Below are 25,531 nucleotides of genomic sequence, written 5' to 3'. Positions count from 1 at the left end.
CGCGGCTAGCGACTGAGGGGGTGTGGTGCCTTTGCTCTTGCTTCGGGGGCTTGTCCGGTAAAGCCCCAACCCCTCCCCAGCCCTCCCCTGCGCTACGCGCAAGGGAGGGGGCCTTGAGTTGCCTCCCTGCGCAGCAGTGCGTAGCGTCGCCGCACTCTCCTTGCCTGCCAGGTGTCGTCCATGATCAAGCCGCTGGTGCTCGCCCTTGCCCTGGCGCTGTGCGCGCCGCTGCCCGGCGTGGCGGCCGAGGCCACCTCGCCGGCCGCGCCGGCCTGGGTCGCGCGCAGCAACACCTACGCCGAGGCGCTGCTGGAGGCGCAGGCGGCCTTCATGCCGGAGATGGCGAGCCAGGTGGGCCTGTCGGCCTACGACGCGCGGGTCGCCGATCTGGGGCCCAACCAGCCGGCGCGCTATCGCGCCGCGATGACCGCGGCGCGCGCCAGGCTCCAGGCCGCGCTGCAGACCGAGCGCGATGCCAACGTGCGCCAGGACCTGCAGATCCTGCTGCACGCGGTGGACATGGAACTCCAGGGCAGCCAGCTCAACGAGGCGCTGCTGCTGCCGTGGGTCGACGCACCGCAGTCGGTGTTCAACGGCATCAACAACCTGCTCTCCGACCAGGTGCCGCCCGCGCGCCGGGCCAAGGCGCTGGACCGGCTCAAGGCCTACGTGGGCCTGACCCCGGGCAGCACGCCGTTCACCACGCTCGCGCGCCAGCGCTACGAGGAGAAGCTGGCCAATCCGGCGCTGCTGCCGCCGACCCGGCTCGAGGTCGAGCGCGCGCTGTCCAACGTGGACACCTACATCGACGGCATCCGCGAGCTGTTCACCGAATACAAGATCGCCGGCGCCGAGCCGGCGCTGGCGCGGATGGCCACCGAGCTCAAGGCCTACGCCGACTGGACCCGCGGCACCGTGCTGCCCAAGGCGCGCACCGACACGCGCCTGCCGCCGCAGCTGTACGCCTTCCAGCTCAAGCAGGTCGGCATCGACATCGATCCGCAGCAGCTGATGCAGCGCGCGCAGGTGGAGTTCATGGAGACCCGCGCGGCCATGCAGCAGCTGGCGCCGCAGGTGGCCAAGGCGCAGGGGCTGCGCGACACCGACTACCGCGCGGTGATCAGGGCGCTCAAGCGCGGCACCATCGCCAACGACCAACTGGAGGCGCACTACCGCGATGTGATCGACCGGATCGATCCGATCATGAAGCGCGAGCGCATCGTCACCGTGCCCAAGCGGCCGCTGCAGATGCGGCTGGGCTCGGCCGCCGAGAGCGCCGCCTCGCCCGCGCCGCACTACCTGCCGCCGCCGCTGGTGGGCAACACCGGCCAGCAGGGCCAGTTCGTGCTGCCCATCGGCAACCCGTCGGCCGATGGCCAGGACGCAGGCAGCCGCTACGACGATTTCAACTTCGCCGCCGCGGCCTGGACGCTGAGCGCGCACGAGGGTCGCCCGGGCCACGACCTGCAATTCGCCGCGATGGTCGAACGCGGGCTGTCGCTGGCGCGCACGCTGTTCGCGTTCAACTCGGTCAACGTCGAGGGCTGGGCGCTGTACGCCGAGGCCGAGATGGTGCCCTACGAGCCGGCCGAGGGGCAGATGATCGCGCTGCAGTTCCGCCTGCTGCGCGCGGCGCGCGCGATGCTGGACCCGATGCTCAACCTGGGCCTGATCGACCGCGAGCGCGCGCGCCTGGTGCTGGAGCACGACGTGGGGCTGTCGCCGGCAATGGCGCGCCAGGAGCTGGACCGCTACACCTTCAACGCGCCCGGCCAGGCCGGCAGCTACTTCTACGGCTATAGCCGGATCCTCGAACTGCGCATGCAGACCGAACTGGCGCTGGGGCCGGCGTTCGACCGGCAGGCGTTCAACGACTTCCTGCTCGACCAGGGACTGCTGCCGCCCGACCAGCTGGCCGAGGCGGTGCGCACGCAGTTCGTGCCGCGTTACGCGGGCAAGGCCGCGCCATGAAGCCGCTGGTCGTGCGCCGCGTGGTCGCCAACCTGGCCACGCCCGATCCGGCCGGGCTGGCGGCGTTCTATCGGGCGGTGTTCGACCTGGAGCTGGCGATGGACCACGGCTGGATCGTGACCCTGGCCAGCGACGCGGCGAGCATGACGCCCCAGGTCTCGCTGGCCAGCGAGGGCGGCAGCGGCACGCCGGTGCCGCAGCTGTCGATCGAGGTGGACGATATGGCCGGCGCCTATGCGCGGGTGCAGGCGCTGGGCGCGCCGGTCGAGTATCCGCTGACCGACGAGCCCTGGGGCGTGCGGCGCTTCTTCGTGCGCGATCCGGCCGGACACCTGCTCAACGTGCTGGCGCACCTGCCGCGCTAGGGCCTTGGGTCAAGGCGTGGCGGGCGCCGTCTCGGCCGCGCGCTCGGCGCCCGGCGGGACGTAGATCGCCACGCCGTTGGCCTGCTTCTGCTGGGTCGGGATGCCGATGCCGATCCCGCCGCCGACATGGCCGCCATAGCTGCCGCCGCCGACCGACAGGCCCACCGGCGAGCGCCCGCCGGCGCCGGCGCCGATCAGCACCACGCCATTGGCGCCGAGCTTGGCGGCCTCGTTCTTGAGCCGGCGCATGGCCGCGTCGGTCTGGCCCTGGGTACCGAAGCCGACCGCGCTCTGCGCCTCGAGCTGGGCGATCTGCACCGCGCCGGGCGGCACGGCGGTGTAGACGCGCACGGTGGCCGGGTCCACCGGCGGGCGCGGCGAGGACAGCATCACCTTGGTGGTGCTGGCGCAGGCGGCCAGGCTGAGCAGCAGCGGGGCGAGGAACAGGGCGCGCTTGGACATGGTCGAAACTCCGGCTATGGGCGAGGACGGCCCTCCAGGCCGGCATGATCCACGCCGCGCGCTGAACCGCAACGTCCCAGACGGCGCGTGGCGCCGCGCGGGCGTCGGGGCGATCATGGCCTGTCCGGTTTTCCTGTCCCCTTCGCATGATCCTGCGTCCACGCCCCACCACCTGGCAGCTGCTGTACCTGATGCGCGGCTCGATCCTGCCGCTGGTGGCGCCGCGGCTGCTGTTCGTCGGCGCGGTGGCGTGCCTGGCGTCGTGGTTCGCCCAGCGTCAGCCGCACGTGTTCGCGCAGATCACCGTCGCGCCCTTCACCCTGATCGGCATCGCGCTGTCGCTGTTCCTGGGCTTCCGCAACAGCGCCTGCCACGAACGCTGGTGGGAAGGCCGCAAGCAGTGGGGCGCGCTGCTGGTGCACACCCGCGCGCTGGCGCGGCAGACCGATGCCCTGCTGGCGCAGGCGCCGACGCTGCGCACCGAGCTGCTGCGCGCGGCCATCGGCTTCACCCATGCGCTCAACGCCCGCCTGCGCGGCGGCCAGACGGCGGCCGCGGCCGCGCCCTGGCTGCCGGACGAGGCGGCCGCCGCCATCGCCGCCGCGCCCAACCCGACCGACGCGGTGCTGGGCTGGATGAGCCGCCGGCTGGGCCAGGCCCTGCACGACCAGCAGGTCCATCCGCTGCTGTATCCGAGCCTGGCCGCGCCCGTCGCCGGCCTGGGCGAGGTGCAGGCCGCGTGCGAACGCATCCACGGCACGCCGCTGCCGTTCGCCTACACGCTGCTGCTGCATCGCACCGCGCTGCTGTTCTGCACGCTGCTGCCGTTCGGCCTGGCCGGCGATAGGGCCTGCCCTCCACTCCCGAGTAGGCCGCGCCGCCCTTGCGCGTGCCCGGGGCAAGGAAGCGGGAGGGAGTGGACGTCCGTCCACGACCGAGCAATGACGCAGTCCCGGGTGCGCGCAAGGGCGGCCCTTCGGGTTGGCGCTGCAAGGCCGCCATCTTCGCGCCGCGCGGCTTGGCCTGACGGCCATTCAAGCCTGCGCCACGCGACGCAAACCTGACGGCCTTGCAGCGCCAACGCGGCCTACTCGGGAGTGGAGGGCAGGCCCCAGGCTGGGCCACGCCGCTGCTGTCGATGCTGATGGCCTATGCGATGTTCGGCCTGGACGCGCTGGGCGACCAGCTGGAGGACCCCTTCGGCCGCGCCGACAACGACCTGCCGCTGGACGCGCTGACCCGCACCGTGGAGATCGAGCTGCGCGCGGCGCTGGGCGAGACCGCGCTGCCGGCGCCGCTGCAGCCGCAACGCTTCGTCCTGACCTGATCGCGCCAACGCCGCGCCGGTCCGCGCGGCGCGGGGGCGTATCCTTGTCGGGTTGACGCTGGAGTTCTTCCCGTATGGCCTACCCCGCCCACCGTCCGCGCCGCATGCGCCGCGACGATTTCTCGCGCCGCCTGATGCGCGAGCACACCCTGACCACCAACGACCTGATCCTGCCGGTGTTCGTCCACGAGGGCGAGGGCCGCATCCCGGTGCCGTCGATGCCCGGCGTGGAGCGCCTGTCGATCGACGAGCTGCTGCGCGTGGGCGAGCAGGCGCTGGAGCTGGGCGTGCCGGTGCTGGACCTGTTCGGCGTGCCCGACCCGGCCGCCAAGACCGACGACGGCCGCGTGGCCTGGGACGAGCAAGGCATCATCCAGCGCGCGATCCGCGCGCTCAAAAGCCGTTTCCCCGAACTGGGCGTGATGACCGACCAGGCGCTGGACCCGTACACCACGCATGGCCAGGACGGGCTGATCGACGAGACCGGCTACATCCTCAACGAGGCGACCATCGAGGCGCTGATCAAGCAGTCGCTCTCGCATGCGGCCGCCGGCGTGGACATCCTCTCGCCCAGCGACATGATGGACGGGCGCATCGGCGCCATCCGCGGCGCGCTGGAAGCCGAAGGCTTCATCCACACCAAGATCATGGCCTACTCGGCCAAGTACGCCAGCGCGTTCTACGGCCCGTTCCGCAACGCGGTCGGCAGCGCCGGCAACCTGGGCAAGGGCAACAAGTTCACCTACCAGATGGACCCGGCCAACCTGGACGAGGCGCTGCACGAGATCGCGCTGGACCTGGAGGAAGGCGCGGACATGGTGATGGTCAAGCCGGGCATGCCGTATCTGGACGTGCTGCGCCGGGTCAAGGACACCTTCCGCCGCCCGACCTTCGTCTATCAGGTCAGCGGCGAGTACGCGATGCTCAAGGCCGCCGCGGCCAATGGCTGGCTGGATGGCGAGGCGGTGATGATGGAATCGCTGGTCGGCTTCAAGCGCGCCGGCGCCGACGGCGTGCTGACCTACTTCGCCCTGGACGCGGCGCGCGTGCTGCGCCAGCGCGGCTGACGCGATGAGTGCCGGCATGGCCCTGCAGGCGCTGCTCGGCCTGCCCCTGGTCTGCGCCACCGCCTTCGCGCTGCTGGTGGCGCTGATCGCCCCGCGGGTGCCTGGCCGTGCGCTGGTGCGCTGGGGCGCGGCGCTGATGCTGCTCGGTCAGGTGGGCGCGCTGGGCGTGAGCGTGGGCCAGACCCTGCTGCTGCAACGCACCCTGGCCGGCGGCGGCAGCCTGCAGCAGGCCGGCGTGGTGATCGGCCTGATCCACATGGGCCTGGGCGTGATCGCGGTGGTCGGCCTGAGCCTGCTGGCGGTCGGCTTCCTGCGCACGGCCCGGGCGGCCGCCGGCGCCATGCCGCGCTGAAGCCCGGCATGGGACACTAGGCGCTCGTCGTCCCATCCGAGTGCCCGCATGAGTCGTTACGCGCTGTTTGGCCGGTCCGTGGCCAAGTCGCCCTCCCCGCAGATCCACGCCGCCTTCGCCCGCCAGACCGGCATCGCGATGGAATACGTCGGCCTGGACGTCGAGCCGGGCGCGCTGCCCGCCGCCCTGGACACCTTCGCCGCCCGTGGCGGCCGCGGCGCCAACGTCACCGTGCCGCACAAGCAGGCCGCCTTCGCCGCCTGCACGCGCGTGAGCGCGCGCGCCCGCACCGCCGGCGCGGTCAACACCCTGCGCCTGGAAGAGGGCCAGTGGTACGGCGACAACACCGACGGCGCCGGCCTGGTGCGCGACCTCACCGGCCGCCACAGCCTGGACCTGCGCGGCCGACGCGCCCTGCTGCTGGGCGCCGGCGGCGCCGCGCGCGGCGTGGCCCCGGCCCTGCTGGAGGCCGGCGTGCGCGAGCTGGTCATCGTCAACCGCAGCCCCGAGCGCGCCGACGCCCTGGCCGACGCGCTGGGCGAACCCGGCCGCGCCCATACCCGCTACTGGGAAGACCTGGCCGGCATCGGCGACTTCGAACTGGTCATCAACGCCACCTCGGCCGGCCGCGACGCCGGCGCCCCGCTGTCGCTGCCCTTCGCCCTGTGCAACGACATGACCGGCGCGGTGGACCTCAACTATGGCGAGGTGGCCATCCCCTTCCTGGCCTGGGCCCGCGCCGCGGGCCTGCGCACCATCGTCGATGGCCTGGGCATGCTGGTCGAACAGGCCGCCGAGAGCTTCGAGATCTGGCACGGCGTGCGCCCCGACACCGACCTGGTCTACGCCCTGCTGCGCGAGGGCGCGCCGGAACCGGCAACGGCCTGAGCCGCTTAGCGCTCGCCTTTGCGGTTGCGGCTGCCTTTGCGGTTGCGGTTGCGGTTGCGGTTGCTCAAGAGCTTTTGCTTTTGCTTTACCTGTCTGAGCCGTAAAGCGAGCCGAGCATCGCAGGAAGTCAGGGCCGAAGAGTCGCCCTGTTTGAGCGAAGCGAGTTTGGGCGACGTGCCCTGACTTCCGAGAAGCGCAGGGGACCGCCGCGTAGCGGCGGCTCGCGTCCCGGCGAGAAGCGGTTTTGGCTACTTTTGACAAGACAAAAGTAGCTCGCGCGGCGAAGCCGTGCGAAAGCTTTGCTTTTGCTTTGCTTTAAGAAGCGTCTGCATGGTGCTCAAGTTTTGCTTGAAAATTTAAAGCAAGACTTGCCAGGAGCTGGCGCCGGGACTTGTAGGACGAAAGCAACGCGCCTGCGGCGCGCCAAGTGCAAAGCTTTCGCGCCTGCGGCGCGACTTCCTTTTGTCTTGTCAAAAGGAAGCAAAACCGCTTCTCGCCGGGACGCACGCCGACGCTGCGCGTCGGTCCCCTGCGCTCCTCGCGAAGCAGGGCACGGCGCCCAAACTCGCTTCGCTCAGACAGGGCGCCTCTTCGGCCCTGCTTCGCTGCGGTGCTCGGCGTGCTTTACGGCTCAGACAGATAATGCAACTGCAACTGCAAAGGCAACGGCAACGGCAACGGCAACGGCAACGGCAACGGCAACGGCAACGGCAACGGCAAGCTAGGCCATCAAACGTTGCAACGCCTCCCGCAAGGCGAGGCCGCCGCCCCCGATCAGCACGCCGAAGTAGACGATGCTGGCCAGATTCATCAGATGGCCCAGCAGCGCCGCGACGCCGTCGCGCTGCATCAGGCCGATCGCCAGCAGCAGGATCGCCAGCGCCGGCAAGGTGTTGGAGAAGGGCACGAAGCCGAACGGCGCCATCAGCAGCAGCGCGCCCAGCACCAGGCCGGCGTCGTTGACCGTCTCGGCCGGGCGCGAATCGACCAGGGCGGGCAGCCGGTGCGGGCGGCTGATCTTCTGCAGCCGCCCGACCCAGACCATGCCGCGGCCCAGCGCGCTGCGCAGCCGGTCCGAAGGCAGCTGGCGTTCGCGCAGCCGTGCCGGCAGCCACAGCGGGCGGCGCAGCAGGCGGCACAGGCCGACCAGCAGGATGCCGGCGCCGAACACCGTGCTCACTCCGGGAATCGACACCGGGATCAGGAACACCAGCGTCAGCAGCGCGGTCAGCAGCAGCAGGCCCTGCGGCCCGAACTGGTCGAGCAGGGCGTCCAGGCTGAGCTGGTCCGGCGGCAGCTGGTCGATGGCCTGTTGCAGCTGGTCGCCCAGCGCGGTGGTGGAGGGGTCGGGCGCGGCGCGCATGCGGGATCCGAAACGGCTCAGGACCGGGAGCCTAGCCCGGCCGCGCATGTCGGCGCTGTCAGCCGGCGCCCCCGCGGGCGGGCGCGATTCAGCGCGCGGCGGCGCCGTGCGCGGCCAGGAACGCGCGCAGCGAGGCCGGCTTGACCGGCTTGGTCAGCAGCCGATAGCCGCGCTCGCGCGCCTCGGCCTTGAGCTCGTCGCGGCCATCGGCGGTCAGCAGCGCGCCCGCGATCGGGCCCGGGCTGGCGGCGCGCAGCGCATCCAGCGTGTCCAGGCCTTCCAGGCGGTCGTGCAGGTGGTAGTCCACCAGCATCACCGCCGGCGCCTCGGCCACCACACGCTCCAGCGCCGCATCGACGGTGGCGGCGGTGACCACGTTCACGCCCCAGCGGCCCAGCAGCACGCGCATGCCATCCAAGATCTCCTGGTCGTTGTCCACGCACAGCACCTTGAGCCCGGTCAGCGAGTCGCTGGCCGGCATGCGCCGCGGCACGGCCGGGCGGGCGCTGATGCTGGCCGCGCGCGGCACGGTGATCGAGAACATGCTGCCCTTGCCGACGTTGCTGCGCGCGTCCAGCGGCGCGTCCAGCACGCGCGAGATGCGCTGGCAGATCGACAGGCCCAGCCCCAGGCCCTGCTCGCCCCAGTCGAAGGGCTGCTGGTAGCGCTGGAACTCGTCGAAGATCTGGCGCATGTGCTGCGGCGGGATGCCCGGGCCGGTGTCCCACACCTGCAGCTCCAGCTGCGCGCCGCGGCCGCGCATGCCCAGCACGATCCGGCCCGAGCGGGTGTAGCGCAGCGCGTTGGCGATGAAGTTCTGCAGCACCCGGCGCAGCAGGCGGCGATCGCTGCGCACCGGGGCGCGGTCGCGCACGTGCACGCGCAGCTGCAGGCCGCGACCGGCGGCCACCGGGGCGTACTGCGCGGCCAGCTCGCGCATGACCTCGGCGGCGTCGAAGTCGGTCAGCTCGGCGCGCAGGCGGTTGTGGTCCATGCGCGAGACGTCCAGCAGGCCGTCGAGCAGCTCCTCGGCCGCGCGCAGCGAGGCGTCCACGCGCTCGGCCAGGCGCACCTGTTCGGCCGCGTCGCCGCCGCTCTCGCGCAGGGCCGAGGTGAACAGCCGCGCGGCGTTGAGCGGCTGCAGCACGTCGTGGCTGATGGCCGCCAGGAAGCGCGACTTGGACTGCTGCGCCGACTCGGCCTCCTCGCTGCGCTGGGCCACGCGCTGTTCGAGGTTCTCGTTGGCTTCGAGCAGCGCCAGCTCGACGCGCTTGAACTCGGTGACGTCGTTGTAACTGGTGACGTAGCCGCCGCCGGGCAGCGGCTGACCGCGCATCTCGATCACCTGGCCGTCGCTGCGCGTGCGTTCGAACACGTGCGGGCTGCCGGCGCGCATGTAGCCGATGCGCTTGGCGATCTGCTCCTCGACATCGCCCTCGCCCAGCTCGCCGCGCTCGGCGTTGTAGCGGATCAGGTCGGCGACCGGGCGGCCGACGTAGAGCATGCCCTCGGGATAGCCGAACATGGTCTGGTAGCGGCGGTTCCAGGCCACCAGGCGCATCTCCGGGTCGACCACGCTCACGCCCGAGCTGATGTTCTCCAGCGTGGAGGAGAGGATCTCGCGGTTGAAGCGCAGCTCCTGGCCCGCCTCGTCCAGCACCGCCACCACCTCGCCCAGCTCCATGCCCGAGCCGCGCAGCACGCTGGTCAGCACCAGCCGCGCCGAGGCCGCGCCGATGGCCGAGGCCAGCAGGCGTTCGGTGAACTGCACCCAGGCGCGGTCGGCGTTGGCGTCGAGCTTGAGCTCGCGGCCCAGCTCGCGCGCCTGCTCGGCGAAGGCGCGCGAGGCGTGGCGTTCGCCCACCACGCGCTGGGCCAGCGACATCAGGTCGGCCACGCGCACGTTGCCCGGCCACTCGCTGGCGATCAGCGCGCGCCGCTGCGCGTACGGGTCCAGGAACGGCACGATGCGCAGGCGCTCGTCCAGCGAGGGCCGCCAGCGCGCCGAGACCAGCATCATCGTGCCGGTGTTGAGCAGCAGCGACCAGAACGTGCCGTGGGTGAGCGGGTCCCAGCCGCTCAGGTTGAACAGCTGCTGCGGCTTGAGCCAGGCGATGCCGAACGGCCCGGTCTCCAGCCACTCCGGCCCCAGCCAGCCCGAGGCCGACAGCGTCGGCAGCAGCAGCGTATAGCCCCACACCGCGAAGCCCGCCGCCATGCCCAGCTCCACGCCGCGCTTGCTGGCCCCGCGCCAGTACAGCCCGCCGATCAGCGCCGGGGCGAACTGCGCCACCGCGGCGAAGGCGATCAGGCCGTAGCTGGCCAGCGTGCTGTCGCCGTTGCTGCCGCGGTGGTAGGCATAGGCGCACAGCGCCAGCACCAGGATGGTGACCCGGCGCACCCACAGCACGCGCGTGGCCACGTCGGCCGCGTCGTGGCGCTCGCCCCAGCCGCGGCGCAGCAGGATCGGCATGACCAGGTCGTTGCTGATCATGGTCGCCAGCGCGATGCTGGCCACGATCACCATGCCGGTGGCGGCCGAGAAGCCGCCGATGTAGGCGGCCATGGCCAGCTTGTCCTGGCCGATGGCCAGCGGCAGGGCCAGCACGAAGGTGTCGCCGGCCTGGGCGCCGTGCCCGCCGAACAGCTCCACCCCGGCGGTGGCGATGGGCACCACCATCAGCGAGATGATCACCAGGTAGGCGCCGAACATCCAGCGCGCGCGGCGCACATCGCCCACGTCGCCGCATTCGACCACCGCCACCTGGAACTGGCGCGGCAGGCACAGGATGGCCAGGAAGCCCAGCAGGGTCTGGGTGAGGAAGCCGGCCGGCGGCTGGCTCTCAAACAGCGTGCGCGCCGCCTCGCCCAGCGGATGGTCGCGCACGCTCAGCCAGTGCCAGGACACCAGGCCCACGGCCACCAGCGCCACCAGCTTGACCACCGACTCCAGCGCCAGGGCGGCCATCATGCCGTGGTGGTGTTCGGTGGCATCGACCTGGCGGGTGCCGAACAGCGCGGCGAACAGCGCCATCAGCAGCGCCACGTACAGCGCCGGATCGTGGAAGAAGCCGGTGGTCTCCGGGTTGTGCCCGGTCAGCACGCCCAGGCTCATCGCCACGGCCTTGTACTGCAGGGCCAGGTAGGGGATGACGCCGAACAGCGCGATCAGCGTCACCAGCGCGGCCAGCCGGCGCGAGCGCCCGTAGCGCGAGGAGATGAAGTCGGCGATGGAGACGATGTTGTGGCTGCGCGCCAGCAGCGCCAGCCGCTCGATGATGCGCCAGGCGAACACCATCAGCAGCAGCGGGCCCAGGTAGATCGGCAGATAGCTCAGGCCGTGGCGCACCGCCGTGCCCACCGCGCCGTAGAAGGTCCACGACGAGCAGTACACCGCCAGCGCCGCCGAATAGATCACCGGGCGCAGCCAGCGCAGGTTGGGATACAGCCGATAGCGGTCCCCCAGCCACGCCACGCCGAACAGCACCGCGGCGTAGGCGACGGAAATCCCCAACAGGACCCAGCCTGAGATCATCGTGTTCCTTAAGGATGTGCGGCGCGCGGACGGCGCGCCCGGCGGCCAGTGTACTGAGAGCCGCCGGTAAAGCCCCTACCGTCGTTCCCGTGGTAGAGCGGAGCTTGCTCCGCTGGGGGCCTTCCCCACACACCAACCTGTAGAGCGGAGCTTGCTCCGCTGGGGCCTTCCCCACGCACCAACCTGTAGAGCGGAGCTTGCTCCGCTGGGGCCTTCCCCACGCACCAACCTGTAGAGCGGAGCTTGCTCCGCTGGGGCCTTCCCCACGCACCAACCTGTAGAGCGGAGCTTGCTCCGCTGGGGCTTTCCCCTCGAACAGAAATGAAGAGCAGCGGAGCAAGCTCCGCTCTACGGGGCTTCCCCGCGAACCGAACGAAGAGCAGCGGAGCAAGCTCCGCTCTACGGGGATTTCCACGAACCGAACGAAGAGCAGCGGAGCAAGCTCCGCTCTACGGGGCTTCTCCGCGAACCGAACGAGGAGCAGCGGAGCAAGCTCCGCTCTACGGGGATTTCCGCGAACCGAACGAAGAGCAGCGGAGCAAGCTCCGCTCTACGCCGCGCAGAAGCGCAGGCGGGCCACGGTGCCGCGGCCGGGATCGGAGTCGATGCGCAGCTGCCAGCCCAGGTGCTCGCACAGGCGCGCGATCAGGTCCAGGCCGATGCCGCCGCCGTCGCGGCCGCCGCCGCGGGCCATGCGGCTGTAGACCGCGCTGATCTCCTCCGGCGACATGCCGTGGCCGGGATCGCGGATCACCACGGTCGCGCCGGGCTCCAGGCCGACCTCGATGCGGCCGCGGTCGCTGTTCTCCACCGCGTTGCGCAGCAGGTTGCCGATGGCGGCCTGGACGATGGCCAGCGGCGCGTGGATCACGCATTCGGCCATGGGCGCGATCACCAGCTCCAGGTCGCGGCCCTCGGTCAGGTGCTGGTGGTCGGCCACCACCTCCGGGATCAGGTCCTGCAGCGCGACCAGGTCGGCGTTGCGGGTCAGCCGCGAGGGATCCTTGGCCAGCACCAGCAGCAGCGAGATCAGCTGCTCGACCTTGCGCGCGGTGCGACGCACGCGCAGCAGCGGCGCGCGCACGGCCGGCGGCAGGTCGGGATGTTCCAGGGCCAGGTCGTTGGCGCCGGCGATCACCGCCACCGGAGTGCGCAGCTCGTGGCTGGCGCTGTCGATGAAGGCGCGCTCGCGCTCGACGAAGCGCGCGTTGCGCTCCAGGTAGCCGTTGAAGGCCTCGCCGATCACGCGCAGCTCCTCGCTGGCGTCGGGCGGCACGTCGATGCGGGCCTGGGTCGCGTCCGGACGCAGCCCGGCGATCTGCCGCGCCAGCGCGCTCAGCGGCTGCACCGCCCGGCCCAGGCCCAGCGCCATCAGCAGGCCGAAGATGATGATGGCCACCGCCGCGGTCACCACCGTGGAGAAGGTCACCCAGCCCTCGACGCCTTCGAACCGGGTCAGGTCCAGGGCCAGTGCCAGCCGCCCGAACTCGGTGTCCTCCACCAGCACCACGTGCTTGACGTGGTTGATGAAGAAGTCGTCGTGCAGTCCGGGTTTGAGCCGGGCCAGCTTCTTGGGCAGGTTGGCGTCGTGCTGCAGGAAGTACATGTGCTCGGCCGGGTCGTCGATCCAGTTGTAGCCCGGATCGGCCCGCCGGCGTTCGACGAAATGCTGCAGGTCCGAGCGCATCAGCGAGCGCCAGACCTGGCGCTCGGCGTGCTCGTTGACGACCTCCCCGCCGATGACCACCGCGGCGGTGACCACCACCAGGTAGACCAGCGCCCAGCGCAGCAGGCGCGCACGCAGTGAAGGCCTACGCGCCATCGCGCGCCATGGGCTGGGCGTGCAGGCGGTAGCCCACGCGCGGCAGGGTGTGGATCAGCTTGGTCTCGAACGGCCCGTCCACGCTGCGGCGCAGTTCGTAGATATGCGAGCGCAGCATGTCCCCGTCCGGCGGCTCGTCGCCCCACAGCGCCTGCTCCAGGCGCTGGCGCGCCACCGCGCCCGGGCTGGCCTGCATCAGCACCTCCAGCAGCTTGCGGCAGGCCGGGTACAGGTGCAGCGGCCGGCCGGCGCGCTGCACCTCCAGCGTGGCCAGGTCCAGGGTCAGGTCGGCCACCTGCAGCACGCGGCGCCGGTTGCGGCCCTCGGCGCGGGCCAGCAGCGCCTCCAGGCGCACCTCCAGCTCCTGCATGGCGAAGGGCTTGGTCAGGTAGTCGTCGGCGCCGGCGCGGAAGCCGTCGACCTTGTCGGGCAGCTCGTCGCGCGCGGTCAGCATGATCACCGGCACGGTGCTGGCGTGCTCCTCGCGCAGCCGGCGCAGCACCTCGCGCCCATCCATGCGCGGCAGCATCCAGTCCAGCAGGACCGCGTCGAAGGCCTGGGTGGTGGCCAGGTGCAGGCCGGTGACGCCGTCGGGCGCGGCGTCCAGCGCATGGCCACGCGGTTCGAAATAGTCGAACAGGTTGGCCACCAGGTTGCGATTGTCTTCGATCACCAGCAGACGCATGGCGAGGGTCCTTGCAGGGGCCGCCGGCAGGAAGGCGGGCGGCGCGGGCGCGCATGGTGCACGGCCGCACGTCGGAAAGCCGTGTGGGCGCGCCAGCCGATTGTCCCATATGCTCCACCGGCTGAACGCCTATGACGGGAGCGCCAGGTTCCGACATGTCTCCGACATCGCCCGGCACAGCATCGCCACCGCTTCCCTCGTCTCGCGCGCTCTCCATGCAGATGCCTGCCGTTTTCCGCCCGCGCGCGTCGTTGGCCGCCCGCTTCCATCCCGATCTGCTGCTGTGGGGCCCGCTGTGTGCGGCGGCCGTGGCCATCGCCCTGCTGCAGGGCGCCGGCGGCGATCTGTGGCTGGCCGACCATGTCTATGCGTGGGAAGGCGGGCACTGGGCCCTGCAGCACGCCTGGGCGACCGAGACCCTGGTCCACCAGTGGGGCAAGCGCGCCGACGTGGTGATCTGGCTGACGCTGGCGGCGCTGCGCATCGTGCTGGCGCGCGAGCCCTCGACCCGCGCCTGGTGGCGGCCGCTGGACTACCTGCTGATCGCCTCGGTGGCCGGGCCGCTGCTGGTGTCGTGGATGAAGTCCTGGACCGACGTGTACTGCCCCTGGGACCTGGCCCGCTACGGCGGCAAGCATGTCTACGTGGAGCTGTTCCAGTCGCGCCCGGCCGGCTATGGCCCGGGCCAGTGCTTCCCGGCCGGCCACGCCAGCGCCGCCTACGGCTGGGTGGCGCTGTTCTTCGGCCTGGGCGCGGTGCAGCCGCGCTGGGGCCGGATCGGGCTGATCGCCGCGCTCTGCGCGGGCCTGCTGTTCGGGCTGAGCCAGCAGCTGCGCGGGGCGCACTTCGCCTCGCACGACATCGCCGCCGTGGCGGTGTGCTGGACGGAGTCGTGGCTGCTGGCGCGGCTGATGCTGCCGCGCGCGGACGCGCCGGCGTGAGCATGGAGGTGCCGCTGGACACGCGACGCGGCCGCCTGCGCCTGCCGGCCTGGCTGAGCCAGCGCCCGGTGCTGTCCAGCGATGCGCTGGTGGTGCTGGCCAGCCTGTACTTCGCCTGCTTCAGCAACGCCCGCTTCTGGTCGGCGGCGATCACCTCGCCCACCCAGCAGTGGCCGATGGCGCTGGCGCTGCTGGTGCTGCTGGTCGGCCTGCACGTGCTGCTGCTGGGCCTGCTGCTGACCCGCCGCACCGCGCAGCCGCTGCTGACGGTGATCGTGCTGGTCACCGCGGCCGCCTCGCACTTCATGGTGAAGTTCGGCCTGTACCTGGACGCGGACATGATCCGCAACGTGCTCGCCACCGACCGGCGCGAGTCGTCCGAGCTGCTTACCCCGTCCCTGCTGCCGCCGCTGCTGCTGGCCCTGATCCCGGTGCTGCTGCTGTGGCGGGTGCGCGTGCGCCAGCGCCCGCTCAAGGTCGCCGTGCTGCGCCGCGGCGCGCTGCTGGGCGGCGCGGCGCTGGCCTGCGTGCTGGCGGCCGTGGCCGCCTACCAGCCGCTGTCGGCGCTGATGCGCAACCAGCACGACCTGCGCTACCTGGCCGCGCCGGGCAACTGGATGATCTCGCTGGCGCGCGTGACCCTGGCCGGTCCGCCCGGCGACAAGAAACCCAAGCAGCCCATCGGCCTGGACGCGGTGCAACTGTCGTTGCGCCCGGCCGGCGCCAAGCCGCGCCTGCTGGTGCTGGTGGTCGGCGAGACCGCCCGCGCGCAGAACTGGGGCCTCAACGGCTATGCGCGCGACACCACGCCGCAGCTGCGCCAGGCCGGGGTGATCAACTTCCCCAACACCAGCTCCTGCGGCACCGCCACCGAGGTCTCGGTGCCGTGCATGTTCTCGCCCTGGGGCCGGGCCAACTACGACGAGGCCAAGATCCGCGGCCACCAGTCGCTGCTGCACGTACTGGACCACGCCGGCGTCGGCGTGGTGTGGCGCGACAACCAGGCCGGCTGCAAGGGCGTGTGCGAGGGCCTGCCGTTCCAGTCGGTGACCGAGTCGACCGATCCGGAATTCTGCAACGGCACGCGCTGCTTCGACGGCATCCTGCTCAAGGACCTGGACGGCGCGCTGAAGCTGGCCAAGACCAAGGGCGGCGACCGCGTGCTGGTGCTGCACATGCTGGGCAACCACGGGCCGAGCTACTACGACCGTTATCCGCCCGCCTTCGCCCGCTATGCCCCGGCCTGCCAGCAGGCCGACCTGGGCCGCTGCACGCGCGAGCAGATCGTCAACGCCTACGACAACGCGCTGACCTACACCGACCACGTCCTGGCCAGCGCCATCGCCCAGCTGGCCGCGCGCACCGATGTGGACAGCGCGCTGCTGTACGTCTCCGACCACGGCGAGTCGCTGGGCGAGAAGGGGCTGTTCCTGCACGGCGTGCCCTACGCCATAGCGCCGCGTGAGCAGACCCATGTGCCGATGGTGATGTGGTTCGGCGACGGCTTCGCCCGCGACGAGGGGCTGGACGTGCAGTGCCTGCGCCAGCACGCCGATGCGCCGGCCAGCCACGACAATCTGTTCTCCTCGGTGCTGGGACTGATGGACGTCAAGACGTCGGTGTACGACCGGTCGCGGGATCTGTTTGCGCCGTGCAGGAGCAAGTCTGTGGCGAGCAAGTAGCGCACAGCTCAAGCGGTTGCTGTTGCGGTTGCTGTTGCGGTTGCTGTTGCGGTTGCTGTTGCTGTTGCTTCGGCTGTTGCGGTTGCGGTTGCTTCGGCTGTTGCTGTTGCCGTTGCCTCCCTGTCTGAGCCGTAAAGCACGCCGAGCACCGCAGCGAAGCAGGGCCGAAGAGGCGCCCTGTTTGAGCGAAGCGAGTTTGGGCGCCGTCCCTAAAAAGGGATAAATGCCCTGCTTCGCGAGGAGCGCAGGGGACCGATGCGCAGCATCGGCGTGCGTCCCGGCGAGAAGCGGTTTTGCTTCCTTTTGACAAGACAAAAGGAAGTCGCGCCGTAGGCGCGAAAGCTTTGCACTTGGCGCGCCGCAGGCGCGTTGCTTTCGTCCTCCAAGTTCCAGCGCCAGCTCCTGACAAGTCTTGCTTTAAATTTGCAAGCAAAACTTGAGCGTCATGTAGGCGCTTCTTAAAAGCAAAGCTAAAGCAAAGCTTTCGCACGGCTTCGCCGCGCGAGCTACTTTTGTCTTGTCAAAAGTAGCCAAAACCGCTTCTCGCCGGGACGCGAGCCGCCGCTGCGCGGCGGTCCCCTGCGCTTCTCGGAAGTCAGGGCACGTCGCCCAAACTCGCTTCGCTCAAACAGGGCGACTCTTCGGCCCTGACTTCCTGCGATGCTCGGCTCGCTTTACGGCTCAGACAGGTGGAGCAAAAGCAAAAGCCGAAGCAACAGCAACAGCACAGCCGCACGGCACCCAACCCCTACCCGCGATGCGCGGTCCCCAGATACTCCGCACTCTGCATCTCGATCAAGCGCGAAGCCGTGCGCTCGAACGCCCCCGCCAACCGCGTACCCGCATACAGCGCCACCGGCGCGGCCGCCGCCGTGCAGACCAGCTTGACGTGGCGGTCGTAGACCTCGTCGATCAGGTTGACGAAACGGCGCGCGGCGTCCTCGTTCATGCGGTCGAAGGTCGGGATGCCGCCCACCAGCAGGGTCTGGAACTCGGTGGCCAGGGCGATGTAGTCGCTGGCCGCGCGCGGGCCTTCGCACAGCTCGGCGAAGTCGAACCAGGCCAGGTCCTGGCTGCGCCCGCGCATGACCAGCGTGCGGCCGTCGATCTGGATCTCGTCGCGCTGCGCCGGGGCGCCGGCCAGTTCCTGCCAGCGCCCGGCCAGCCAGGCCTCGCTGTCGGCATCCAGCGGCGCGCGATACACCGGCGAGCGGGTCAGTGCGCGCAGCCGGTAGTCCTGCTGGCCTTCGGCGTAGAGCACCACGCAGTGCCGGACCAGCAGGTCGATCGCCGGCAGGAAGCGCTCGCGCTGCAGGCCGTCCTTGTAGAGATTTTCCGGCGCGGTGTTGGAGGTGGTCACCAGGGTCACGCCCTGGGCGAACAGGCGCTCGAGCAGGCGGCCCAGCAGCATCGCATCGCCGATGTCGGTGACGAAGAACTCGTCCAGCACCAGCACGCGCAGGGAATCCTTCCAGTCCTGGGCGATGCGCGCCAGCGGGTCGGCCTGGCCGGCGTGCTCGCGCAGCTTGTCGTGGATATCGCGCATGAAGCGGTGGAAGTGCGTGCGCCGCTTCTGCCGGATCGGCAGGCCTTCGTAGAACAGGTCCACCAGGAAGGTCTTGCCGCGCCCCACCCCGCCCCAGAAGTACAGGCCGCGCACGGCCTGGGGGCTTCTTCCAGAACGCCGAGAGCCGGTCCAGGAAGCCGTCCTGCGCCTCGTCGCACAGCTCGGTATGGATGCGGTCCAGCTGGGCCAGGGCCGCGTGCTGGGCCGGATCGTCGCTCCACTGCCCGGCCTGGGCGCCCTGCGCGTACCGCTGCGAGGGCAACAGGTCCACCTGCGGGGCGCTCACGCGCCGGCCGCCGGCAGCCAGCCCTTGACCGCGTGCTGGAGGGCGCCGCGCAGATCGATCAGCTTGCGGTGGAAGAAGTGGCTGGTGTCGGGCATGCGCACCAGCGTGTGCGGGGCGCGCTCGCCGATCTCGCCCAGCCAGTCGAACACCGCCTGCGGGTCGACGATCTCATCGTCCTCGCCCTGGATCACCAGCCAGTGCGCCGGCGGATGGATCTCCGAGAAATCCCATCGCCCGGCCGGCGGCGCGATGGAGATCAGCGCCTTGGGCCGCAGCGCGCCGGCGGCCTTCAGCGAGACATAGGCGCCGAAGCTGAAGCCCACCAGCCACAGCGCCGCGCGCGGGCGCATCACCCGCACCCACTCGACCACCGCGGCCAGGTCGTCCTGCTCGCCCTGGCCATCGTCGAAGCTGCCTTCCGAGGCGCCGACGCCGCGGAAGTTGAAGCGCACCGTCGGCACGCCCAGCTCGCGCAGGGCGCGCGCGGCCATGGTCACGACCTTGTTGTGCAGGCTGCCGCCCTCGGTGGACAGCGGATGGCAGACCACGGCCACGACCGGCAGCTGGGCCGCGTCGGGCGCGGGGAAGTCGACGGCCACCTCCAGCGCGCCGGCCGGGCCGGCCAGCTGCAGGACGGTGTCCTGGGTGGGGAATTCGGGCAGGGACATGCGCCCATGATACCGCCGCGCCGCAGCATGGCCGCGGCACGGCGCTCGCCGCTACTGCAGCGAGACGTCCACCAGGTTGTCCTCGGCGATGCGGTCGACCAGCTTGTTGTACGGGTCGATGCCGGCGCGCGTGGGCAGGCGGTCCACGGTGAAGGTGAAGTCGCGCTGGCCCGCGCCCAGTCGCACGCGCTGCACGGCCAGCGGCTTCTCCTTGCCGGCCGCGCCCTCAAACACGCCGACCTCGACCAGATCGTCCATCGGCGCCGGCGTCTCGTTGCCGTCGCCGTCGGCCTGGGCCTTGCCGGCCTGCACCTGCAGGGTCACCTGGTAGCGGCCGTCGGCCAGCTTGCGCGCCGTGGCCGAGCGGGCGCGGTTGTCGTAGAGCACGATCCGCTCGAAGCTGTCCCCGATGAAGGACTGCAGGTCCGCCGGCGCCTGCGCGCGCAGCGCGGCCACGAACTCGCGCGTGTCCGGGTAGCTGCCGTCGCGCCCGTCGGCCGGGTCGGCGTTGGCGTAGCGACGGCGCAGCAGCAGGTCGCGCAGCGCCGCGTTGACCTTGTCCTCGCCCATGTAGTCGGCCAGGGTGTACATCAGCAGGCCGCCCTTGTTGTACCAGACGTAGGGCTCGTTCTGCACCAGCACCAGCGGCCGCTCGCGACGCAGTTCGCGCGTGCGCCCGCGCAGGTAGCTGTCCAGCTCGGTCCGCAGCACCTTGCGCATGTAGTCCGGGCCGTACTGGTGCTTGAGCGCCATCAGCGCCGAGTACTCGGCCAGGGTCTCGGACATCATGTTCGAGCCCTCCACGTTGCCGCCGATCAGCTGATGGCCCCACCACTGATGGCCCAGCTCGTGGGTGGTGATGAAGTAGGCGAAGTCCACGTCGTCGTCCTTGCGCCGGCGCTGGATGAAGCCCAGCGCCTCGGAGAACGGCACGGTGTTGGGAAAGGACTGGGCGAAGCTGCGATAGCGCGGATACTCCAGGATGCGGTACTGGCGGAACTGGAACGGGCTGAAGTGCGCCTCGTTGTAGGCCATCCCCGCGCGCGAGGACGCCAGCAGGGTGCCGATGTTCCAGGCGTGGCCCGGGTGGTAATAGACCTCCAGGTTGATCGGCCCTTCCTTGCCGGGGTAGACATCCTTGTGCACCGCATAGCGCCCGGAGACGAAGGCGAAGAAGTTCTGCATGGGCTGCTGGCCCATGCTGTACTCGAAGTACTGGCGGCCGTCCTTGCGCCACTGCTTCTGCAGATAGCCCGGCGCCAGCGCGGTCTGGTCGCCGCTGGTGCCCACCACCGTATGGAAGCTGATCCAGTCCGCGTTGGGACTGAACAGGTTGACCTTGGACTGCACCGGATCGCCGCGCTTGGCCATCTCCTGCTGCGGGCCCAGGCCCTGCTCGCGGCGGCGGCGCGGATCGTCCAGCTCGTTGCCGGGCTGGTAGCCCAGGATCGGGAAGAACTCCAGGTCGAAGAACGTGCCGTTGTAGGCGAACTTGCCGCCGGCATCGCCGCCGGAGAAGTCGGCGACCTTGCCGTCGGTGAAGCCGGGGCTGTCGTGGCCGACCTTGAAGTGCAGGGTCATCGTCTGGCCCGGCTGCAGCGGCGCGTCCAGTGCGTAGATCACGTACAGCCCGCGCGGCGCGCGGCTGACCAGGTGGGCGGGACGGTCGAAGGACAGCGCGCGCAGCGACTGGTTGATGTCGGTGAAGTGCAGCTGGGTCACCGGCACGCTGCCACGGTTCTGCAAGGTGTAGGTGCCGGTGGCCTCGAAAGCGCGCCGCTCCGGATAGATCTCCACCGTGGTGTCCACGGCCGTGACCTTGGGCTGCGGCAGGTCCTGGTAGCGCTTGAACCGGCGCTCGTAGTCGGCCTGGATGGCGCGCCGGTCCTTGCTGCTGAGGTACTCGTTGAGCACGTGGGTGTTGTAGTAGTACCAGCCGCCAGCCACGGCGGCCACGCACAGGCAGGCCAGGGTCGCCGGCAGCCAGCCGGACGGGCGCCGCAGCGCCGCGCCGATGCGGCGGCGCAGGCCGGTCTCGGCACCGCGCCGGGCCAGGGCCATGGACAGCACGCCCAGCGCGGCGAAGATCGCCAGCCAGTACAGGATCGACCAGAACAGCGCCGGCACGTAGTGCCCATAGCCGTTCATGTCCGAATAGGTGAAGCCCGGCGTCGCGCCCGGCAGGTACAGCGTGTTCTCCAGGCCGAAGTTGTACAGGATCGGCACGATCACCCACAGGCCGATCACGATGGCGTGGCCCAGGAACTTGTTGGGCACCACCGTCTGCACGAACAGCGCCAGCATCGAGAAGCCCACCAGCTGCGGCAGGACCAGCACGAACAGCTCCTTGAAGTACAGCAGCGGCTCGTAGTGGTAGTAGCCCAGCACCGTCTGCATCAGCACGCCGCCGAGCATGGACAGCAGCAGCATCACGAACTGCGCGGCGGTGAGGGCGAGCAGCTTGGAGGCCGCGTCGGGCAGCGGGCGCAGCGGCAGCGCGTCGAAGATGCCGTCGAAGCGCACGTCGCGCTCGCGCCAGACCAGCTCGCCGGCATACAGCGCGGTGACGATGACCAGGAACAGGTAGGCGTTGCCCTCCACCGATTCGAGCATCAGATAGGTCACCGGCCACACATCGGTGCCGCTCATGCGCCCGGCGTAGTAGCCATTGTTGACGATGAAGGCGAACAGCACGCCGCACAGCGCCCAGAACGGCACCGCCTTGAGGATGGCGCGCGTGCGCAGCGACGCCAGTGCGAGGAACTGGCGCCAGCGCGTGGCCAGATCGTGGCGCGGATGCACCTGCGGCAGCCGGGTGGCGATCTGCGTGCGCACCGGCGCGCCCTGCGACTGTTCCAAGGTGCGCAGCTTGGCCGCGCGGCGCCCCTGCGAGCGCGCGCCCAGCGCCTCCACCGACATCGGGAACAGCGCCGCCAGCGCCGCCAGCACCAGCGCGCCGAAGCCGATCCACAGCAGGCGGTTGTAGAGGAACACGCCCGGCGCGTAGCCGCTGGTGGTGTCCAAGGGGAACAGCCAGCTGTTGCGTTCCACCACCGACCAGTAGCCGCTGACCACGCGCGCCAGCTGCAGGCCGATGGGGTCCAGGATGCCCGACCAGAAATGCTCGGTGGAGCGCGTGGCCGAGAAGGCGGTGATGCCGATCAGGTACAGCACGAACAGCGCCACGCCCTGCACGTACACCACGAACAGGCTGCGGGTCAGCGCCGCCACGGCGAAGAACAGCGCGCCGATGAAGAACACCTGCACCACCACGATGGCGAGGAACGGCTGCAGGTACCAGAGCAGATGATTCGGCCCGATGCGCGCATGGTCGGCCCACGGCGCGTAGGTGCCCAGCCACGCCCCGACCAGCAGGCCGGAGAAGGCGAACAGGGTGACCAGCATCGAGCCCGACCAGCGCCCGCCCAGATACGACAGCCGCGACACCGGCTTGGTGAACAGCAGCTGGAAGGTGTCGCGCTGGAAGTCGCGCAGGATCGAGGTGCCGAAGATCGCGGCCATCACGATCATGCCGAACATGCACGCGCCGAACATGTTGTAGCCCATCGCCCAGGGCCCGTTGAGCATCACCTTGCCGCTCTGGCTGGACACCGGCCCGAAGTTCTCCGAGGCCACGCACAGGAACGCGAACGCCGCCCACATGAAGAAGTACACGTAGGTGGACGGACTCTTGAAGCGCAGCTTCAGCTCGAAGCGCAGGAACTCGAGGAACTGGTGCATGGCGCGCGCCCCCCCTGCTCAGGCGCGCCCGGCGGCGAGCCGGGTGAAGTACACATCCTCCAGGCCGGCACCGGCAGGCATGAAGCCCTCGCCCGGCGCCTGCGCGGCCAGCACGCGCACCTCGTGGCGGCCGCCGACCAGATGGGTGCTGATGAGCGTCATGTCGGCCTCGATGGCGCGCAGCTCGTCGTCGCTGTCCACCAGCTTGGACCACACCTGGCCGTCCAGCGCGGCGATGGCCTCGTTGGGCGCGCCCTCCAGCAGCACCTGGCCGCCGGCGATGATGGCCATGCGCGGGCACAGCTCGCGCACATCGTCGACGATGTGGGTGGACAGGATGACCGTGACGTCGCGGCCGATGCCGGCCAGCAGGTTGAGGAAGCGATTGCGCTCGGCCGGGTCCAGGCCGGCGGTGGGCTCGTCGACGATCACCAGCCGCGGGTTGGCCAGCAGCGCCTGGGCGATGCCGAAGCGCTGCTTCATGCCGCCCGAATAGGTGGCGATGGCCTTCTTGCGCGCGTTCCACAGGTTGGTCTGGTTGAGCAGCGCCTCGATCATCTCGCGCCGCTCGCCCTTGTGGGTCACGCCCTTGAGCACGGCCAGGTGCTCGAGCATGTCCAGCGCCGAGACCTTGGGATAGACGCCGAATTCCTGCGGCAGATAGCCCAGCACGCGGCGGATGCGGTCCTTCTCGCGGACCACGTCCACGCCGTCCAGGGTGATGCTGCCGGCGTCCGGATCCTGCAGGGTGGCGATGGTGCGCATCAGCGAACTCTTGCCCGCGCCGTTGGGCCCCAGCAGGCCGAACATGTGGTTGCCGATGGTCAGCGACAGGTCCTTCAGGGCCTGCACACCGTTGGGATAGGTCTTGGACAGTCCTTCGATGACAAGCGCCATGCACGGATCCTTTGAGGACGTACGGGAGAAGGGGGGGGGGATACCAGAACCGATACTGACCGCACCGCGGTCCGCCGCGAATGCCCGGACGTCATCATGACGAAAGATCTAGGCGGCCACGGACAGGCCGTCCGACTAACGGCCGCCATGCCCGCATGCAGGCGAGGCGGCGCCGGCGCTCGATGCCGGCGATCGGCTGGCCCTGCGGCGGCGACGTCCTGGTGCGCGGCGCTCCGTCCTGCGAAGGCCGGTGCGCCGAGCCCCATCAGGATCGGCCCCATGAGGGACAGCCACATGCTGGAGCGTTGCAGTCGGCTCATGGCGTCATGTCTGGTCGAAATCAGGAATGCGACTGGGCCCAGCTCGCGATGTGCTGCGCGGCGGGGGTCTCGGTGATGGCCTCGGACAGCGGGCCCATCGCCCACAGGAGCACGCCGCCGATCACGGTCACGGCGACGGGCCGCCTGCAGGTGGCCAGGTCGAAGAGGAAAAGCGCAGCGATCAGGCCCAGCGGGATGAGCCCGATGAGCGCCGGATGCTGGACCATCGCCGGAAACGTCAGCGCCGGCTGTTCCACCACGGGGAAGGCCATCCGGAACAGCGCCGGCGGCAGCAGTGCGGCATTGGCGATGAGCATCGCGCGCTTGTGCACGACGCGGTCGTTGCGCCTGTGGACGGCGAGTGCGACGAAGGCGCCGAAGAACAGCATCTCGATGAGGTTGCCGATCAGGAAGGACGCCGGGCTGCCCAGCGCCGGCGGCAGCGCCAGCCCGCGCGCCAGCGTCCCGAACGTGGTGAGGGCGCCAAGCACCACCATCGCCCCGGCGATGAGCGCGCCGGCCAGGCCGAGCCTGCGGTGGAGCCGCAGCTGCCCGGTCGCCACCAGCGCGGGCTGCACCACCACCAGCACCATCCACGACGAGAACACGAGCCCATGCGCGTGCACGAGCACGCTGGGCTGATGCGAGAGCGTCGCGCCGCGCAGGAAGTAGCTCGAAGCGAACCCCAGCAAGACGATCGCCAGCATGGCCAGCGACATGACGGTGAAGAACACATCATCCGCGCGCCTGTGGAGGGCCGGCGCCGGGCGCGACGTCGCGCCCATGCCGGCCGGGCGTGTCGGCGAGGGGCTGCTCATCCTCGCTCCGTCGTGCCTCCGACACCGCTGCGCGCCGGTCCACCGCCCGGGTGGCCCATCGACGCGCCTCGCGCGCCCTTGTCCGCACCGCCCGCACCCGCGATCAGCAGCAACACCAGCAGCAGGGTCATCGTCGATCTCCTGTCAGGACATCCTTGGTCGCTTGGACGTCACGCGCCGCCGGCGCGCGCCACCAGGGCTCAGTAGTGCTTGACCGCCGGGTCGTAGATCGTGGCCTGGCGTGCGATCAGCACCCAGGCCCCGTCGGTGTACTGCCAGACGTTGGTGGCGCGCCGGTGCAGCAGCTGGCCCTTCTCCGGCCCGAAGGTCGGGGTGTAGGTGTCCTCGCCCATCGACACGGCGACGTTGCCGTAGAACTCGGCGCGCTCGAGCTTGAAGGTGTAGCCCTGCTCGTAGTCGAGCATGCCGGCCTTGATCGCGCCGAAGACCTGGTCGCGCGTCAGGACCGAGTTGTCCGGCGAATTGACCAGCAGCTTGGGCGACCAGAGCTTGCTCAGCGCGGCCAGGTCGTGGGCGACGATGGCCCGCCCCACCGCCTCGGCCGCCTGCGGCAGCTGCTGCCTGGCGCGGGCGTCGAGCTCCTGCGCCTGGGCCTGGGCGAACGCGCATGGGGCGAACAACGCCAGCAACAAGGTCAGCTTCAAGGTCCTGGACATGGGAATTCCTTCATGGGTGGATGGAGGGATGCGCGATCTGCGCGAGGGCGGACGGAGCGCGGCGGGGCACGCGGCCGGCCGTGTGCGGGCAGGTCTG

General features: G+C 70.5%; 20 protein-coding genes and 1 pseudogene. 9 read left to right on the top strand and 12 right to left on the bottom strand.

Going from position 1 to position 25,531, the window contains the following annotated elements; translation table 11 throughout:
* Positions 1-183: 183 nt before the first annotated feature.
* A complete protein-coding gene (locus tag ACFJIT_RS17360; protein ID WP_379655798.1) occupies positions 184-1,971 on the top strand; it encodes a DUF885 domain-containing protein in 1,788 nt (595 codons plus the stop codon).
* A gap of 5 nt (positions 1,972-1,976) precedes the next feature.
* Entirely contained in the window at positions 1,977-2,336 is a 360-nt protein-coding gene (locus tag ACFJIT_RS17355; protein ID WP_379655797.1) for a VOC family protein, read from the top strand.
* Between the two features lie 9 nt (positions 2,337-2,345).
* On the opposite strand, the gene ACFJIT_RS17350 is transcribed toward ACFJIT_RS17355, so the two are convergent.
* The gene (locus ACFJIT_RS17350) at positions 2,346-2,798 is read right to left on the bottom strand and encodes a hypothetical protein (protein WP_379654411.1); all 453 of its coding nucleotides are present in this window, start codon (positions 2,796-2,798) and stop codon (positions 2,346-2,348) included.
* Between the two features lie 146 nt (positions 2,799-2,944).
* Between ACFJIT_RS17350 and ACFJIT_RS17345 the strand changes: the two genes are divergently transcribed.
* The 5 genes from ACFJIT_RS17345 (at position 2,945) to aroE (ending at position 6,432) form a co-directional block, all read left to right on the top strand.
* A complete protein-coding gene (locus ACFJIT_RS17345) occupies positions 2,945-3,862 on the top strand; it encodes a bestrophin family protein (protein ID WP_379654410.1) in 918 nt (305 codons plus the stop codon).
* A 74-nt stretch (positions 3,863-3,936) separates the two neighbouring features.
* The gene (locus ACFJIT_RS17340; RefSeq protein WP_130520872.1) at positions 3,937-4,125 is read left to right on the top strand and encodes a bestrophin family ion channel; all 189 of its coding nucleotides are present in this window, start codon (positions 3,937-3,939) and stop codon (positions 4,123-4,125) included.
* Positions 4,126-4,199: 74 nt separating this feature from the next.
* A complete protein-coding gene (gene hemB, locus ACFJIT_RS17335; RefSeq protein WP_379654409.1) occupies positions 4,200-5,192 on the top strand; it encodes a porphobilinogen synthase in 993 nt (330 codons plus the stop codon).
* Positions 5,193-5,208: 16 nt separating this feature from the next.
* On the top strand, positions 5,209-5,544 hold the full coding sequence (locus tag ACFJIT_RS17330; RefSeq protein WP_379654408.1) for a hypothetical protein: 336 nt from the start codon (positions 5,209-5,211) through the stop codon (positions 5,542-5,544).
* A gap of 48 nt (positions 5,545-5,592) precedes the next feature.
* Positions 5,593-6,432, top strand: a complete 840-nt coding sequence (aroE, locus tag ACFJIT_RS17325) for a shikimate dehydrogenase (RefSeq protein ID WP_379654407.1) — start codon at positions 5,593-5,595, stop codon at positions 6,430-6,432.
* Positions 6,433-7,153: 721 nt separating this feature from the next.
* Here the strand turns inward: aroE and ACFJIT_RS17320 are convergent.
* The 4 genes from ACFJIT_RS17320 to ACFJIT_RS17305 all read right to left on the bottom strand — a co-directional run bounded on the left by ACFJIT_RS17320 (position 7,154) and on the right by ACFJIT_RS17305 (position 13,837).
* Positions 7,154-7,795 carry an exopolysaccharide biosynthesis protein gene (locus ACFJIT_RS17320; protein WP_379654406.1) on the bottom strand — a complete coding sequence of 214 codons (642 nt, stop codon included), beginning with the start codon at positions 7,793-7,795 and terminating at the stop codon, positions 7,154-7,156.
* Between the two features lie 88 nt (positions 7,796-7,883).
* Positions 7,884-11,330 carry a PAS domain-containing hybrid sensor histidine kinase/response regulator gene (locus ACFJIT_RS17315; RefSeq protein ID WP_340649214.1) on the bottom strand — a complete coding sequence of 1,149 codons (3,447 nt, stop codon included), beginning with the start codon at positions 11,328-11,330 and terminating at the stop codon, positions 7,884-7,886.
* A gap of 550 nt (positions 11,331-11,880) precedes the next feature.
* Complete coding sequence (locus tag ACFJIT_RS17310; RefSeq protein WP_379654405.1) at positions 11,881-13,152, bottom strand: sensor histidine kinase; 1,272 nt, start codon at positions 13,150-13,152, stop codon at positions 11,881-11,883.
* Complete coding sequence (locus tag ACFJIT_RS17305) at positions 13,142-13,837, bottom strand: response regulator transcription factor (RefSeq protein ID WP_130520729.1); 696 nt, start codon at positions 13,835-13,837, stop codon at positions 13,142-13,144. The genes ACFJIT_RS17310 and ACFJIT_RS17305 overlap by 11 nt, the downstream gene beginning before the upstream one ends.
* A 215-nt stretch (positions 13,838-14,052) precedes the next feature.
* On the opposite strand from ACFJIT_RS17305, the gene ACFJIT_RS17300 reads away from it, so the two are divergent.
* The gene (locus ACFJIT_RS17300) at positions 14,053-14,778 is read left to right on the top strand and encodes a phosphatase PAP2 family protein (protein WP_379654404.1); all 726 of its coding nucleotides are present in this window, start codon (positions 14,053-14,055) and stop codon (positions 14,776-14,778) included.
* Between the two features lie 2 nt (positions 14,779-14,780).
* Complete coding sequence (locus ACFJIT_RS17295) at positions 14,781-16,460, top strand: phosphoethanolamine transferase (protein ID WP_379655796.1); 1,680 nt, start codon at positions 14,781-14,783, stop codon at positions 16,458-16,460.
* A gap of 748 nt (positions 16,461-17,208) precedes the next feature.
* Here the strand turns inward: ACFJIT_RS17295 and zapE are convergent.
* From zapE to ACFJIT_RS17260, 7 genes and pseudogenes are all read right to left on the bottom strand, one after another.
* A pseudogene (gene zapE, locus ACFJIT_RS17290) lies at positions 17,209-18,298 on the bottom strand (cell division protein ZapE).
* A gap of 11 nt (positions 18,299-18,309) precedes the next feature.
* On the bottom strand, positions 18,310-18,981 hold the full coding sequence (locus ACFJIT_RS17285) for an alpha/beta hydrolase (protein WP_130524573.1): 672 nt from the start codon (positions 18,979-18,981) through the stop codon (positions 18,310-18,312).
* A gap of 51 nt (positions 18,982-19,032) precedes the next feature.
* Positions 19,033-22,722 (bottom strand): hypothetical protein, encoded by a 3,690-nt coding sequence (locus ACFJIT_RS17280; RefSeq protein WP_379654403.1) that lies wholly within the window; start codon positions 22,720-22,722, stop codon positions 19,033-19,035.
* A gap of 18 nt (positions 22,723-22,740) precedes the next feature.
* On the bottom strand, positions 22,741-23,619 hold the full coding sequence (locus ACFJIT_RS17275; RefSeq protein ID WP_379654402.1) for an ABC transporter ATP-binding protein: 879 nt from the start codon (positions 23,617-23,619) through the stop codon (positions 22,741-22,743).
* 340 nt (positions 23,620-23,959) lie between these two features.
* Positions 23,960-24,757 carry a hypothetical protein gene (locus tag ACFJIT_RS17270; RefSeq protein ID WP_379654401.1) on the bottom strand — a complete coding sequence of 266 codons (798 nt, stop codon included), beginning with the start codon at positions 24,755-24,757 and terminating at the stop codon, positions 23,960-23,962.
* Positions 24,754-24,888 carry a hypothetical protein gene (locus tag ACFJIT_RS17265; RefSeq protein ID WP_265937031.1) on the bottom strand — a complete coding sequence of 45 codons (135 nt, stop codon included), beginning with the start codon at positions 24,886-24,888 and terminating at the stop codon, positions 24,754-24,756. Before ACFJIT_RS17265 ends, ACFJIT_RS17270 begins: the two co-directional genes overlap by 4 nt.
* Positions 24,889-24,957: 69 nt before the next feature.
* Complete coding sequence (locus tag ACFJIT_RS17260) at positions 24,958-25,434, bottom strand: nuclear transport factor 2 family protein (RefSeq protein ID WP_379654400.1); 477 nt, start codon at positions 25,432-25,434, stop codon at positions 24,958-24,960.
* Between the last annotated feature and the right edge of the window lie 97 nt (positions 25,435-25,531).

This window comes from Pseudoxanthomonas sp. UC19_8 (assembly GCF_042700505.1).
Lineage (GTDB): Bacteria > Pseudomonadota > Gammaproteobacteria > Xanthomonadales > Xanthomonadaceae > Pseudoxanthomonas_A > Pseudoxanthomonas_A winnipegensis.
Note: the sequence above shows the minus strand (reverse complement) of the source record. Positions and strands in the feature narration are given on the sequence as shown.

Coding starts and splice junctions, on each gene's coding strand:
- ACFJIT_RS17275 (WP_379654402.1), bottom strand. CDS start 23,619: ATGGCGCTTGTCATCGAAGGACTGTCCAAGACCTATCCCAACGGTGTG.
- ACFJIT_RS17345 (WP_379654410.1), top strand. CDS start 2,945: ATGATCCTGCGTCCACGCCCCACCACCTGGCAGCTGCTGTACCTGATG.
- ACFJIT_RS17320 (WP_379654406.1), bottom strand. CDS start 7,795: ATGCGCGCCGCGCCCGACCCCTCCACCACCGCGCTGGGCGACCAGCTG.
- ACFJIT_RS17305 (WP_130520729.1), bottom strand. CDS start 13,837: ATGCGTCTGCTGGTGATCGAAGACAATCGCAACCTGGTGGCCAACCTG.
- ACFJIT_RS17340 (WP_130520872.1), top strand. CDS start 3,937: ATGCTGATGGCCTATGCGATGTTCGGCCTGGACGCGCTGGGCGACCAG.
- ACFJIT_RS17310 (WP_379654405.1), bottom strand. CDS start 13,152: ATGGCGCGTAGGCCTTCACTGCGTGCGCGCCTGCTGCGCTGGGCGCTG.
- aroE (WP_379654407.1), top strand. CDS start 5,593: ATGAGTCGTTACGCGCTGTTTGGCCGGTCCGTGGCCAAGTCGCCCTCC.
- hemB (WP_379654409.1), top strand. CDS start 4,200: ATGGCCTACCCCGCCCACCGTCCGCGCCGCATGCGCCGCGACGATTTC.
- ACFJIT_RS17330 (WP_379654408.1), top strand. CDS start 5,209: ATGGCCCTGCAGGCGCTGCTCGGCCTGCCCCTGGTCTGCGCCACCGCC.
- ACFJIT_RS17265 (WP_265937031.1), bottom strand. CDS start 24,888: ATGACCCTGCTGCTGGTGTTGCTGCTGATCGCGGGTGCGGGCGGTGCG.
- ACFJIT_RS17315 (WP_340649214.1), bottom strand. CDS start 11,330: ATGATCTCAGGCTGGGTCCTGTTGGGGATTTCCGTCGCCTACGCCGCG.
- ACFJIT_RS17260 (WP_379654400.1), bottom strand. CDS start 25,434: ATGTCCAGGACCTTGAAGCTGACCTTGTTGCTGGCGTTGTTCGCCCCA.
- ACFJIT_RS17285 (WP_130524573.1), bottom strand. CDS start 18,981: ATGTCCCTGCCCGAATTCCCCACCCAGGACACCGTCCTGCAGCTGGCC.
- ACFJIT_RS17295 (WP_379655796.1), top strand. CDS start 14,781: ATGGAGGTGCCGCTGGACACGCGACGCGGCCGCCTGCGCCTGCCGGCC.
- ACFJIT_RS17300 (WP_379654404.1), top strand. CDS start 14,053: ATGCAGATGCCTGCCGTTTTCCGCCCGCGCGCGTCGTTGGCCGCCCGC.
- ACFJIT_RS17280 (WP_379654403.1), bottom strand. CDS start 22,722: ATGCACCAGTTCCTCGAGTTCCTGCGCTTCGAGCTGAAGCTGCGCTTC.
- ACFJIT_RS17350 (WP_379654411.1), bottom strand. CDS start 2,798: ATGTCCAAGCGCGCCCTGTTCCTCGCCCCGCTGCTGCTCAGCCTGGCC.
- ACFJIT_RS17270 (WP_379654401.1), bottom strand. CDS start 24,757: ATGAGCAGCCCCTCGCCGACACGCCCGGCCGGCATGGGCGCGACGTCG.